8 protein-coding genes, 1 tRNA gene and 1 pseudogene are annotated in these 12,963 nt (G+C 59.3%); 6 read left to right on the top strand and 4 right to left on the bottom strand.

The window, feature by feature from the left end:
• The first annotated feature begins 20 nt into the window (after positions 1–20).
• Both HMPREF9720_RS05195 and HMPREF9720_RS05190 read left to right on the top strand, forming a co-directional pair.
• Positions 21–3,139, top strand: a pseudogene (locus tag HMPREF9720_RS05195) (SusC/RagA family TonB-linked outer membrane protein).
• Positions 3,140–3,141: 2 nt separating this feature from the next.
• Positions 3,142–4,770, top strand: a complete 1,629-nt coding sequence (locus HMPREF9720_RS05190; RefSeq protein WP_009597177.1) for a SusD/RagB family nutrient-binding outer membrane lipoprotein — start codon at positions 3,142–3,144, stop codon at positions 4,768–4,770.
• A 120-nt stretch (positions 4,771–4,890) separates the two neighbouring features.
• Here HMPREF9720_RS05190 and HMPREF9720_RS05185 read toward each other — a convergent pair whose 3' ends face one another.
• Positions 4,891–5,136, bottom strand: a complete 246-nt coding sequence (locus tag HMPREF9720_RS05185) for a hypothetical protein (protein ID WP_022043826.1) — start codon at positions 5,134–5,136, stop codon at positions 4,891–4,893.
• Between the two features lie 133 nt (positions 5,137–5,269).
• Between HMPREF9720_RS05185 and HMPREF9720_RS05180 the strand changes: the two genes are divergently transcribed.
• Together HMPREF9720_RS05180 and HMPREF9720_RS05175 are read left to right on the top strand one after the other, a co-directional pair.
• Positions 5,270–6,343: a linear amide C-N hydrolase gene (locus HMPREF9720_RS05180; RefSeq protein ID WP_009597176.1), complete on the top strand. Its 1,074-nt coding sequence runs from the start codon at positions 5,270–5,272 to the stop codon at positions 6,341–6,343.
• A gap of 801 nt (positions 6,344–7,144) precedes the next feature.
• Positions 7,145–7,429, top strand: a complete 285-nt coding sequence (locus HMPREF9720_RS05175; RefSeq protein WP_014775535.1) for a hypothetical protein — start codon at positions 7,145–7,147, stop codon at positions 7,427–7,429.
• 187 nt (positions 7,430–7,616) lie between these two features.
• Here HMPREF9720_RS05175 and HMPREF9720_RS05170 read toward each other — a convergent pair.
• Positions 7,617–7,698 (bottom strand) — tRNA-Leu (locus HMPREF9720_RS05170).
• A 98-nt stretch (positions 7,699–7,796) separates the two neighbouring features.
• Between HMPREF9720_RS05170 and HMPREF9720_RS05165 the strand changes: the two genes are divergently transcribed.
• Together HMPREF9720_RS05165 and HMPREF9720_RS05160 are read left to right on the top strand one after the other, a co-directional pair.
• Positions 7,797–9,350, top strand: a complete 1,554-nt coding sequence (locus tag HMPREF9720_RS05165) for an NAD(P)/FAD-dependent oxidoreductase (RefSeq protein WP_009597189.1) — start codon at positions 7,797–7,799, stop codon at positions 9,348–9,350.
• A 24-nt stretch (positions 9,351–9,374) separates the two neighbouring features.
• Positions 9,375–10,442 (top strand): CDP-glycerol glycerophosphotransferase family protein, encoded by a 1,068-nt coding sequence (locus HMPREF9720_RS05160; RefSeq protein ID WP_009597178.1) that lies wholly within the window; start codon positions 9,375–9,377, stop codon positions 10,440–10,442.
• Between the two features lie 87 nt (positions 10,443–10,529).
• On the opposite strand, the gene HMPREF9720_RS05155 is transcribed toward HMPREF9720_RS05160, so the two are convergent.
• Together HMPREF9720_RS05155 and HMPREF9720_RS05150 are read right to left on the bottom strand one after the other, a co-directional pair.
• Positions 10,530–11,534 carry a glycosyltransferase family 2 protein gene (locus HMPREF9720_RS05155; protein WP_009597207.1) on the bottom strand — a complete coding sequence of 335 codons (1,005 nt, stop codon included), beginning with the start codon at positions 11,532–11,534 and terminating at the stop codon, positions 10,530–10,532.
• Positions 11,535–11,562: 28 nt separating this feature from the next.
• Positions 11,563–12,408: a glycosyltransferase family 2 protein gene (locus HMPREF9720_RS05150; RefSeq protein WP_009597245.1), complete on the bottom strand. Its 846-nt coding sequence runs from the start codon at positions 12,406–12,408 to the stop codon at positions 11,563–11,565.
• Between the last annotated feature and the right edge of the window lie 555 nt (positions 12,409–12,963).

Here is a 12,963-nt window from a genome sequence, read left to right as displayed (position 1 = left end):
CGGATTGTTTCTGCAATGTGATGCCTTATACGTCTTACTCTGAAAAATTACCGGGACCCGGTTGCCGGATTTTATTCCGCACTCTGGTCTTGACGTTCTGTTTGTGCCTGCTCTCCGGATTCGAAGTCCGGGCGCAGTCCGCGCAACGGAAGTTCGTGGTCCGGGGCCACGTTACCGACCAGACGGGGGCGCCTCTTGTCGGGGTTACCGTCGTGGAACACGGGACTTCGAACGGCGTGGCGACCCTCTCCGGAGGTGAATTCTCCATCAGCGTCGCTCCCGGCGCCGTGCTCGACGTCTCGTGCGTGGGCTATGTGCCCCGCAGTGTCCCGACCGAAAACCGCACCGGGTTGGACATCACGCTGGAGGAGGACGTGAAAGTTATCGCCGACGTGATCGTGACGGCTCTGGGACTGGAACGCAACTATGCCGACCTGACCTATTCGGCCGACAAGATCAAGGGAACGCAGCTCACGAACGTCAAGTCGTCGAACATGATTCTCTCGCTCGCGGGCAAGTCGGCCGGCGTGCAGGTGAACGAAAGCTCTTCGGGCGCGGGCGCCTCCTCCAAGATCAGCATCCGCGGCGTCCGCTCGGTGGCCAGCGACAATCAGCCGCTGTACGTGGTCGACGGCATGCCGATTCTCAACTCCTCGCCTGAGCAGGTCTATACGGCCATCGGGGGTGTCGCCGATGCGGGCAACCGCGACGGCGGCGACGGCATCTCGAACCTCAATGCCGAGGACATCGAGAGCGTCTCGATCCTCAAGGGTGCTCCGGCGGCCGCGCTGTACGGCAGTCAGGCCGCCAACGGCGTGATCCTGATCACGATCAAGAAGGGCAGCGCCGAGAAACGGCAGCCCGTGACCTTCACTTCGAACCTTACGTTCCAGAGCCCTTTCCGCCTGCCGGACTTCCAGAACCGTTACGGGGTGAGCGGCGTCGTCGAAAGCTGGGGAACTCGCGCCGTGATGAAGGCATACGACAACGCCGGGGATTTTTTCCGGACGGGCGCGTTACGGCGATGAACTCGCTGTCGGTCTCTTCGGGCACCGAGTAGATGCAGACCTACTTCTCCTACGCCAATACCGCCGAGCGCGGAATCACGGGCTCGAACCGCCTGATGCGGCATAACTTCAACCTGCGGGCGACAACCGGGCTGTTCCGGGACCGGATCAAGCTCGACGGCAACATCAGCTTCATGCGTCAGGTCGTGAAGGACAAACCGGTGCCGGGCGGATTCTACATGAACCCGCTGGTCGGGCTTTACCGTTTTCCGCGCGGCGTCGATATGACTCCCTACCGCGAGCATTTCGAGGTCTATGACCCGGACCGCAAACTCGGCGTGCAGAACTGGATCGCTCCGAGCGACGATTTCGAACAGAATCCCTATTGGATCACCAACCGCATCCGCAGCAAGAGCCTGCGCAACCGGGTCATGGCCTCTCTCTCCGCCGACTGGAAGGTGAACGGCTGGCTGCGCATCCGCGCCCGCGGCAACGTCGATCATATCGACGACAAGGTCCGCCAGAGGTTCTACGCCTCGACGGCTCCGGCGCTGGCCGGGAACAACGGCCGCTACATCGAAAGCGGTTATTCGGAGACCCTTTTCAACGGCGAGGCGCTGGCCCTCTTCGACAGGCGGTTCACGCCCGACTGGACGTTCAGCGCGACGGTCGGCGTCTCCCTGAACGACCGCACGGTGAATTCGCTGCGCATCGACTCGAAGACCGCGTCGCTCTATTACCCCAATGTATTCAACGTGGCCAATATCGTCATGAACAGCTCGGCCTACGTCGATGAGCAGATCGACGCCCGCCGCCAGATACAGTCGCTCTTCGCCACGGCTTCGGTCAAATACGCCGAGAGTCTCAACCTCGAAGTCACGGGGCGCAACGACTGGGCTTCGACGCTGGCCTACACTTCGCACGAGGGCAGCGGGTTTTTCTACTGTTCGTTCGGCGCGTCGTGGGTCGTCGGCAAGATGTTCAAACTGCCCGAATGGATGTCGTTCGCCAAGGTGCGCCTGACGTGGAGCCGCGTGGGCAACGACATTCCGATGTTCATTACCAACCCGAAGGCCCACATTACGGCCGGCGGGGGCATCAACGCCGCCGATGCGGCTCCGGGCACCGACCTCAAGCCCGAAATGACCAATGCGCTCGAAGCGGGTTTCGAATGGCGTTTCTTCGGCGACCGGCTGGGAATCAACGCCACTTACTACAAGACCAACACCCACAACCAGTTCTTCAAGCTGCCGGCCCTGTCGGGCGAAGCCTATGCTTTCCGGTACGAAAATGCCGGCAACATCGAGAACGAGGGCGTCGAGGTGTCGCTGAGCGCCTATCCGGTTTACGGCAGCGGTCTGACGTGGCAGTCGGTCGTGAACTTCGCGCATAACAGGAACCGGGTGATAAAACTGCACGACGAACTGCGCGAATATGCCTACGGTCCGTCGAGTTTCTCGTCGTCCTACGCCATGAAACTGGTCGAGGGCGGGGCGATCGGCGACATTTACGGCCGGGCGTTCGAGCGCGATGCCGACGGGCATATCGTTTACGAAACCGAAGGCGATTACGCCGGCCTGCCCCGCACCGCGGGCGACGGCAATACCGTCAAGGTAGGCAATGCGAATCCCGTGTTCGCGCTGTCGTGGAGCAACACCTTCTCTTACAGGGGCGCGTCGCTGTCGCTGATGCTGGACTGCCGTTACGGGGGCCGGCTGCTGTCGCAGACCATGGCCGACATGGACTCCTACGGCGTCTCGGCCGCAACGGCCGACGCCCGCGACCGCGGTTACGTGACGCTCGAAGGGCGGCGTATCGACGACGTGAAAGGATTTTACAAGCTGGTCGGAGGACGCGCCGGCGTGACGGAATATTACATGTACGACGCCACGAATATCCGGCTGCGCGAATTGGCCGTCTCCTATGCGCTGCCGCAGAAGCTGGTCCGCCGCACGCGGGTGCTGAGCGGCGTCACCATGTCGCTGGTCGCGCGCAACCTCTTCTTCATTTACAACGCCGCGCCGTTCGATCCCGATCTCATCCTTTCGACGGGCAACGACAATCAGGGAATCGAAGTGTACGGCATGCCCACCGTGCGCAACATAGGATTTAATATCAAACTGGAATTTTAAGCATGAAATGCCGGCATACATATCTTTTCGCGGGACTTTGTGCGCTGCTTTTCGGCGCGTGCACGGGTAATTTCCGCGACATAAACGACGACCTCTCCGGCATTACGGACGGCGAGCTGGAAGCCGACAACAACGGTTTGGGATACCGTCTGGGCATTATCCAGCAGGGGGTCTATTTCAATTACGATTTCGGCAAGGGCAAGAACTGGCCTTTCCAGCTCACGCAGAATCTCAATGCGGACATGTTTTCGGGCTACATGCACGACCCGAAACCCCTGCAGGGCGGGAGCCACAACTCCGACTATAACCTGCAGGACGGCTGGAACAGCGCCATGTGGCAGTTCACCTACTCCTATGTGATGCCCGAAATCTACCGGCTGGAGCAGACCGCCGCTGAGCTGATGCCGCCCTTCTATGCCATTGCGAAGATACTCAAGGTGCTGGCCATGCAGCGGGTGACCGACTATTACGGTCCGGTGATTTATACCCGTTTCGGCGCGCAGGGCGCCGAGTACGTGCCCGACGGCCAACGGGAGGTCTACATGCGCTTTTTCGACGATCTGGATCAAGCTTCGGAAATCTTGTCGGATTATGTCGCGGAGCGTCCGACGGCCGGCGAATTTGCGAAATTCGACCTGCTGCTCGACGGCAGCTATGCCGCATGGCTCCGCTTCGCCAACTCCCTGCGCATGCGTCTGGCCGTGCGTCTTGCGTCAGTCGCGCCGGAGAAGGCCCGCGCGGAGTTCCGGAAGGCGGCCGCCGACCCATACGGGGTGATCGAGGTCAATACGAACAATGCGGCGGTCAAGACTTCGGGAATCTACTCGAATCCGCTCGGCGCGATCAACCGGAGCTGGAACGAAGCCGTCATGAACGCCTCGATGGAGTCCGTGCTGACCGGGTTCGGCGATCCGCGTATCGCGAAATTTTTCGAACCCTGCGCCGACGATCTCGTTATTACGGACGACGGCGGGGAATCCGTTTCCGTTCCGTTGAAAGGGCAATATCACGGCATCCGTCAGGGAACCGCCTTTTCGCATAACTATTACGCCGCCTTTTCGCGGCTCACTGTCGAGCCGACGACCGAAGTCGTGCTGATGTCTGCGGCCGAAGTGTGGTTTCTGCGCGCCGAAGCCGCCTTGCGGGGATGGACCGATGAAGACGCCGGAACGTGCTACCGCGCCGGTGTCTCCATATCGTTTGCCCAATGGCAGGTGTCGGGTGCGGAGCAGTATCTGGAAAACGACGCTTCCGCGGCCGATTACCGTGACCCGATCGCCCCGGAGAACGATATTGCGGCCCGGTGCCGCGTGTCGCCCCGCTGGGACGAGTCGGCGGCCGCCGAGATCAAACTCGAACGGATCATCACCCAAAAGTGGATCGCCATGTATCCCGAAGGCTGCGAAGCTTGGGCCGAGCAGCGGCGGACGGGTTATCCGCGTCTGTTTCCGGTGCGCTTCAACCATAGCAAGGGCCAGAGCATCGATACCGAGACGATGATCCGCCGCCTGCCCTATCCCGCGACGCTCGAAACCTCGGACCCCGAACAATACGAAATGCTTCTGAAAGAGCTTGGAGGTCCCGATCACGGCGGCACCCGCCTGTGGTGGGACACGGGGTGCAATTTCTGAGACTTGTCCGTCGGCCGGAAACTGAAACACACCGCTTTTGCGGTGTGTTTTTTTTGTGTCCGGCGACGTCCGGCTGGTCTGTGTGCGGTGAATCCCGGCGGCGTTGCCCGGCTTCTGGGCTTAGCCCCGGCTCTCCATGCTGTCTACCGAGGGGTTGACCGCCACGACGTCCTGTTCGATCTGCTGCCGGGAGGGAGTTCCGTTTGCGGATGCGGGGGCGATGGGGCCGTCGTCGGAAATGTCGTCCGGCGTGATCTGGGTGCGCGTGGTTTCCTGAGTCTGCTGCGGATCGGCGGAAGGCTGTCCCACTTGCATTCCGCCCTTGTTTTCCCGCAGAGCTTCCTTGTCGTATGCAGGTCGTTTCATAATTCGAATTCTTTTTTTGTTCCGCGTGCAAAGGTCATACCATAGGGCGGCCCGCTGCCGGATATCGTCTCCGACGGGAATTTGCACGGAATTTGGGGCGGGTGCAAAGGTATTCACCGTAAACCGGACGATTATGAAAACAAGGAATTTGTTGCTGGGTATGGCCGCTGTCTGCGGCAGTTCCTTTCAGGCGGTCGCCTGCACGGGCATCGCGCTCACGGCTGCTGATGGCAGTTATGTGCAGTCGCGCACCATCGAGTGGGCCCGCGGCGTTTTGCAGAGCGAATACGTCGTCATCCCGCGCGGTCAGCGGCTCCGCTCCTTTACACCCTTGGGAGCCGACGGCATGACCTTCACGGCCAAATACGGCGTCGTGGGGCTGTCCGTGGTGCAGAAGGAGTTCATCGCCGAGGGGATCAACGAAGCGGGGCTGTCGGCCGGACTCTTCTTCTTTCCGCAATACGGAGGGTATGAACCCTACGAACCGGCGCAGAACGACCGCACGCTCGCCGATCTGCAATTCGTGACGTGGGCGCTGACGCAATTTTCGACCGTCGATGAGGTCAAAGCCGCCGTCGGAGGCGTGCGCATCGTCGCGTTGGAAAAGACGTCGGTCGTACACTGGCGCATCGGAGAGCCGTCCGGACGGCAGGTCGTGCTGGAAATCGTAGGCGGAGTGCCGCATTTTTACGAAAACGAGGTCGGCGTGCTCACCAACGCCCCCGGTTTCGAGTGGCAGCTCACCAACCTGAACAATTACGTGAACCTCTATCCGGGCGACGCCCCCGTCCGCCGGCTGGACGGCGTAACGCTGCGGCCTACGGGCGGCAATTCGGGGTTTCTCGGCCTTCCGGGCGACGCTACGCCGCCGTCGCGCTTCGTGAGGGCCGCCTTCTACCGCGCCACGGCTCCGCAGCGCGCCACCGGGTTCGAGACCGTACAGCAATGCCTCCACCTGCTCAACAATTTCGACATTCCCATCGGTATCGAACATCCCGAAGGCGAGTGTCCGGACATTCCGAGCGCCACGCAGTGGACCTCGGCTATCGACCTGACCAACCGCCGGATCTATTACAAGACCGCCTACAACAATACGATCCGCTGTATCGACCTCGCGGGGATCGACTTCGGGAAAACGGCCTACCAGTCCCATCCGCTGGACCGGAACCGGGAGCAGCCCGTGCAGCAGATCGCTATTCCGGAGTAAGACGGCGGTTGCGGTCCGTTTTCAGCCGCTTCTTCGTCGGCGTCGCCGGGGCTGAACTCCTCGTCGGCGAAAAAGTCGGCTAGTCCCGTGAGCTGTTTCTGGCGCAGCAGTGCGTTGCGCTCCGTGCTGATATGGCGCATGGTCCACCGGTCGGACCGCCGCGTCCGGATAGGTTTCCCTTTTGCAATTGGCCGGCGGAGATTCCCTGACGACCGGTTGGCCGCTGGGTGTGGTTTCCGGCCGGCGGTTTCTGTGCCCGTCGCACCCATACATTCCGTGCCTTTGCATCCAAAAAACAGAAAGCTGCCCGCAGCAAGGCCGGGCGGCTTTTTCATGTTCGTCCCGAATATTGGTGTGGAAGCGTTCCATATCGGCTTGGAAAGCTTTTCCGGATTCCGGACCTTTGCCGCGCAAACGAAAAAAACGGCTTTTCGACCATGTCTGTACGACTTTGCGAAATACTGAACTACGGGGATGTCATGCTCGAACCGGGTGCGGATCATCGGCGTTTTACGCTATGGCGGCCCCTCGCCGTCTGTCACCGTTATTGCCGATTGGCGAAACGCTCCAAATTTCAGGACTATAGGGTGAATCTCACGTATGCCGAAATGCGTAAAATAGGATAAGGATAATGTCGTCCTGCTTAAAACTTCAGTGGTTATGAAAAAGGAGAACGAGAGTCCCTAGCGTTACTATCGTGTCGTAAGCGTCAAAAAGATCGATCGGTGGGTTTTCGACCGATACGATCATCGCAGAACCCACGCCAAAATCTATGAAACGGTCATCCGGCCCAAATTCGGGATGTGCGAGAATACGTTTCTCGACTACCGTCATGAATCGGACGAGTTGCTGGAACTGTTTCCGCAGTCGGCCAGCGTCGAATTTTCGCTGTGGCTTCCGACAGTACAGACCAAGTACATGGTTCCCGCCGAGGCGAACCGATTCAGCCTGATGCTCTGGGATTCGATCGACAAGGCTTTTCGCTGTATCCGGCGGCGGGAGCCGGGCTGCTGCATAGACGCCGACAAGTTACTGACGTATATGACGCTTTATCTGGAAGAAAGATCATCCGTCGGGATGAAGTGACGCAACTTATGAATGAAGAGAGGGGCTGTCCGAACAATTCGGGCAGCCCCAATGTCTTCGGGCGGTCTTTTCGTTTTCGGTTCGGGGAATCGGTCGAAGCCTTTGCAAAATGATGATATACAGTCGATTTTCCTCTTTTTGCGCCGGACGGGCAACAAAAAAGGAGCCTCGGAAAAAGGCTCCTTTGTGCGGATAAAGGGACTCGAACCCCCACGCCGTAAGGCATCAGATCCTAAGTCTGACGTGGCTACCAATTACACCATATCCGCTCGGTATGTGCAAAGGTATATAAAAATTCACAAATCGCAATCCGGGGCGGGGATTATAAGGCTTTTTTATTTACTTTTGTAGATAATTTTACCCGATTATGCCGCAGAATATCACACTCGTCCTGACACCCCGGCAGGCTGCCGATGCGAAGTATTACACGTCGCTCGCCGCACGGCGTTTGGGCATGCCGGAGCAGGATATCGCTTTGGTGCGGGTCGTCAAACGGTCGATCGACGCCCGGCAGCGGCAGCCCAAGGTGAACCTGTCGCTGGAGGTATATGCAGACCGCGAACCCCGACCCGCGCCCGTGCATTTCGACTATCCGTCGGTCGCGGGGAGGACCGAAGTGGTGATCGTCGGGTCGGGTCCGGCGGGCCTTTTCGCCGCTTTGCGGCTGATCGAGCTGGGCCTGCGGCCCGTGATTCTGGAGCGGGGCCGCGACGTCTCGGCCCGCAAGGTCGATATCGCGCAGATCAACCGCAACGGCGACGTCGATCCCGATTCTAACTACGCTTTCGGCGAAGGCGGTGCGGGGACCTTCTCCGACGGGAAGCTCTTTACGCGCAGCAAGAAGCGCGGCGACTATAACAAGGCGCTGCAGACGCTCGTCTTCCACGGCGCGACGCCCGAAATCCTTTACGAGGCCCATCCGCATATCGGTACCGACAAACTGCCGCGTATCATGCAGCGCATCCGGCAGACGATCCTCGATGCCGGCGGCGGGTTCGTTTTCAACAGCCGGGTGACGGACCTCGAAATCAAAGGCGGCCGGGTGCGGGGCGTATGGTGCGGCGCGACGCTCGTCGAAGGTGCGGCCGTGGTGCTGGCTACGGGACATTCGGCCCGTGATATTTACGAACTGCTGCACCGGGAAGGCGTGCGCCTTGAAGCCAAGGCTTTCGCCATGGGTGTGCGTATCGAACATCCGCAGGCGCTGATCGACTCGATCCAGTATCATTGCGAAACCCGCGGCGAATACCTTCCTGCGGCGGCCTATTCGCTCGTGAGTCAGGAGAACGGCCGCGGCGTCTATTCGTTCTGCATGTGCCCCGGCGGATTCATCGTTCCCGCCATGACCGATGCCGCCCAGTCGGTGGTAAACGGCATGTCGCCCAGCGGCCGCACGTCGCCCTATGCCAATTCGGGGCTGGTGACCGAAGTGCGGCCGGCGGATTTCGAACACCTGCGCGCCGAATGGGGCGAGCTGGCCGGGCTGAAATTCCAGCAGCAGTTCGAGGAGCTGGCGCGGCGGTACGGCGGTGACCGTCAGATCGCTCCGGCGCAGCGCGTCGCCGATTTCGTCGCGGGGCGTGCGAGCGCGTCGCTTGCCAGAACTTCCTATATTCCGGGGATCGTCCCTTCGCGGCTCGACCGGTGGATGCCCGGATTCATCGCGCAGGGACTGCGGCAGGGACTTGCGACCTTCGGCCGCCGGATGCGCGGCTTCGTCACCAACGAAGCCGTCGTGGTCGGCGTGGAGTCGCGGACCTCTTCGCCCGTGCGCATTCCGCGCGATCCTGCGACGCTGATGCACCCCGAAACGGCCGGGCTTTTCCCGGCGGGTGAAGGCGCCGGATATGCCGGCGGCATCATCTCGGCGGCTCTCGACGGCGAGCGGATTGCCGAAGCGGTGAAGAATTACATAGCTTGAGGATATCTAAAAACCATATGACCGATGGAACCTAAAAAGTACCTTTTGTTCGTTACCCTGCCTTATGCCTACTCGATCCTGCGGCCGCTGGAGCATGAAATCCGCCGCCGCGGCGATTCTGCGGCGTGGTTTATCGAAGCGGATTGTCCGGTTGCGCTGGAGGAGGGCGAAGTGCATCTGAAAACGATCCGCGAAGCCGTCGATTACAATCCCGTCGCGGTTTTCGCGCCGGGCAACTACATTCCGGATTTCTTTCCGGGCGTGAAGGTGGCGCTTTTCCACGGTTATGCCATTCAGAAACGCATCGAGGCGATCGACGACCATTTCACCGTGCGCGGCTGGTTCGACATCTACTGCACGCAAGGTCCCAGCAGTACGCCTTATTTCAAGGAGCTGGAGCGGCAATACGGGTTTTTCCGGGTCTACGAGACCGGCTGGCCCAAAGCCGACACCTATTTTTCACCCGAAACGCAGCTCAGGCCCCGCAACGACCGGCCCGTCATTCTCTATCCGCCGACCTTTACGCGCAATGTATGTTCTGCGCCCCATCTGATGAAGGAGATCGAGCTGCTGGCCAAAACCAAGCCGTGGGACTGGATCATCACCTTCCATCCGAAGCTGACCGATCCCGATATCATCGCCGGATACAAGCGGATCGCCGCCGAAAACGACAACGTGACCTTTTTCGAGGGACCCGATAAGATGCCGCTCCTGCAGCGAGCCGACGCGATGTTGTGTGACAGTTCGTCGATCATTCTGGAGTTCATGTTCCTCGACAAACCCGTCGTAACCTTCCGCAATTCGCATCCCGGCCCCCATCTGATCGACGTGGACCGTCCCGAAAAGGTCGGTCCGGCGCTGGAGCGGGCGCTCTCCCGGCCCGAAGAGCTGATGCGCGAGATTCGCGCCTATACGATGCACCACGAGCCGCACCGCGACTGCCGCTGTTCGGCGCGCGTGCTGGACGCCGTTGACGACTATATCGCCCGCGGACATGCGGGACTGAAGCGCAAACCCCTGAATCTGATCCGGAAGTGGAAGCTTCGCCGTCAGATGCGCTACTATCCGCTGCTGGAGATGTTCCGCCGCTGATTGCGTGCGAAAAACGAAACGCCGCATCCGAGGGATGCGGCGTTTGCCGTTTGTATATGTTATATGTTATATGTTATATGTTATATGTTATATGTGCAGTCCCTTGATGACCAGCTTGACCCATAGCCGGGAGTTTATCATGCAGCTCAGCCGGGCGATCCACAGGGCTTTCGTGTCGTAGAATCCTTTGCGGAATTCCGAACGGACGTAGGCGCGGTAGAACTTCCAGTTGTCCAGTATGCCCTGCGCCAACTCGTTGGCCAGCTCTGCGTTCCAGCCTTTGGTCCTGCGCAGTTCGCGGCGCAGGCGCGAAAACTGCGTCCGGGTCGTGAGGTAGAGTATCTCGTCGCAGTAGCCCAGCGACTTGTACTGTTCGTGGATGTAGCGGCGTATGCGCATCAGCATCATCGGGTCTATCTTTCCGCGCAGCAGACTCGTGGGGACGTACCGGTAATGGTATGTGGGGTTGCTGTTGCTGACGAGGTGGGTGATATGGGCGCAGTACTGGGCCGTGAATATCTCGTCTTCGGCGTATCGGATGCTGCGGTCGAAACGCAGGCCATGGCGTTCGATCGTGGCGCGCGAGAACATTTTGTTGCAGGTCCAGCCGAGGCAGTGCCTGCGCAGCAGCTGCGCCAGTACGGGCATGCAGGCTTCCCGGCCGCCCGTGATCCGGCAATCCGGTATCGCATAAATCCGGGTGTGTCCGTGGGGATACCTGCCGCTTGCGGGACGCTCTTCGAACAGGTTCGTGAAGGCGACTCCGTCCTCTCCGATATCGCTGTCGGCGAGCTGCCGGAGGTGATCCGGAGTGATCCGGTCGTCGGAGTCCACGAAGACCACGAATTCGCCCCGTGCGTTGTCCAGTCCGAGATTTCGGGCTGCGCTGACACCGCCGTTGGGGATGTGGAATACGCGGATGCGTTTGTCCTTTTCAGCGTAACGGTCGCAGATTGCTCCCGAACCGTCGGTCGATCCGTCGTCGATGAGCAGCAACTCGAAATCGGTCATGCTCTGCGAGAGAATGCTCCCGATACATTCATCGAGGTATTGCGCTGTATTATAGACGGGGGTGATAACTGAAACAAGCATATGAAATCTGAAAATTGTCGGGATTCGGTCAGCTGCCTGCGCCTGCGGGGACGGCAGTCTCGGCGTCGGTATATACGATCCGCTCCGATGCGGACAGGTGCCGGTCGAGTCCGCACCGGCAGCGGGTGCGGTGTTCGGAGAGACTTTGTTTGTAGCGTTCCTCGTTGGCGGACTGCCGGTCGCGGTCGCATTTGCCGTGGTAGAGGTGGAAGACGATGCCGCGGAATTTCATGCACCGCTGTCTCACGCCGCTGTTGTTGAGCCGGGTTGCCAGTTCCGAATCTTCTCCGCCCCAGCCGCGGAACTCTTCGTCGTAGCCGTTTACGCGGATCAGGTCGCTGCGCCAGAAGGCCATGTTGCACCCCTTGACGAAACGGGAGGGACCCAGCGTCCGGTAGAGATAGGCCATCAGCGGAATCCGGACGACGTTGTTGCTGTTGCGGACGCCCTTCATCAGCGGGGTCAGCGAGGTGATCTCGCCCCGCAGCACCTGATTGGTGAGCATCTCGGTAATGATGCCGCGCGATCCGGTGACGAAGCAGCCGGGCTGCGCGAAAATCATGTGGTCCTGAATGAAATGACGCTGCAGGATCAGGTCGCCGTCGATCTGGATGACATACTCGCCGCGGCTGGCCGCAATGGCCTTGTTGCGGATTTCCGCCAGCCGGAATCCGTCGTCCTCGTGCCAGATATGGCGTACCGGTACGGGCGAAACCGCTTCGAAGTGGCGGACTACGTCGCGTGTGGCGATGCCCGAACCGTCGTCGGCGATGATGATTTCCGAAGGCATGACAGTCTGCTGCATCACGCTGTCGAGGCACAGATAGAGGGCTCTGGGCCAATTGTAAGTGGAGATGATCAACGATACAGTCATTACAGTAACATGTTTTTAGGATGCCTTACCGGTACGGCCGCATACGGCACGACGCAATATCTTTGCCGTTGTGCCTTCGTTCCGTAGTTCCGGTTTCCGGTATGTTGTATAATGCCTACCGCTTTGTTCATTGCGCAAAGGTAGTGATTTATTCCCGTCTTCCATCAGCGGCAGCCCTTCAATAGGGTGTCACTATGTATAAACGCGCGTTTCCGGTAAATACTGCGTGGAGTCTGAAAAAAAATATTGCGGGCTGTAAATATTTTTCTGTATTTGCTATGTGTTTGGTTATTAACGTGTTGCTCTATTTATACGACAAAAAAATTATAAAAATATTTTAATAAAAACTTGCACGGAATCTTTTTTCGCCTTATCTTTGCAGTGAAGTTTTAAGGTTCATTTAGGTTAGTAGTTTTAGGTTGGTGAGGAAACTCTGGAACCCGGACAGCAGTCCGATTCCGTGTTTCCTTTTTTTGTGCCCGTTTCCGAACCGCCGGTTTTCTCCCGGCCGATTTTTTCCGGCGCTTTTTTTCGGCGCTTTTTTCTCCCGGCCGA

Origin of the sequence: Alistipes sp. HGB5, assembly GCF_000183485.2 — a bacterium.
Lineage (GTDB): Bacteria > Bacteroidota > Bacteroidia > Bacteroidales > Rikenellaceae > Alistipes > Alistipes finegoldii.
The sequence above is the reverse complement of the archived record's forward strand: the minus strand, read 5'-3'. Positions and strand labels throughout refer to the sequence as shown.

Bases quoted from the DNA above. Each gene is read 5' to 3' on its own strand.
- HMPREF9720_RS05190 (WP_009597177.1), top strand. From the start codon at position 3,142: ATGAAATGCCGGCATACATATCTTTTCGCGGGACTTTGTGCGCTGCTT.
- HMPREF9720_RS05185 (WP_022043826.1), bottom strand. From the start codon at position 5,136: ATGAAACGACCTGCATACGACAAGGAAGCTCTGCGGGAAAACAAGGGC.
- HMPREF9720_RS05180 (WP_009597176.1), top strand. From the start codon at position 5,270: ATGAAAACAAGGAATTTGTTGCTGGGTATGGCCGCTGTCTGCGGCAGT.
- HMPREF9720_RS05175 (WP_014775535.1), top strand. From the start codon at position 7,145: ATGTGCGAGAATACGTTTCTCGACTACCGTCATGAATCGGACGAGTTG.
- HMPREF9720_RS05165 (WP_009597189.1), top strand. From the start codon at position 7,797: ATGCCGCAGAATATCACACTCGTCCTGACACCCCGGCAGGCTGCCGAT.
- HMPREF9720_RS05160 (WP_009597178.1), top strand. From the start codon at position 9,375: ATGGAACCTAAAAAGTACCTTTTGTTCGTTACCCTGCCTTATGCCTAC.
- HMPREF9720_RS05155 (WP_009597207.1), bottom strand. From the start codon at position 11,534: ATGCTTGTTTCAGTTATCACCCCCGTCTATAATACAGCGCAATACCTC.
- HMPREF9720_RS05150 (WP_009597245.1), bottom strand. From the start codon at position 12,408: ATGACTGTATCGTTGATCATCTCCACTTACAATTGGCCCAGAGCCCTC.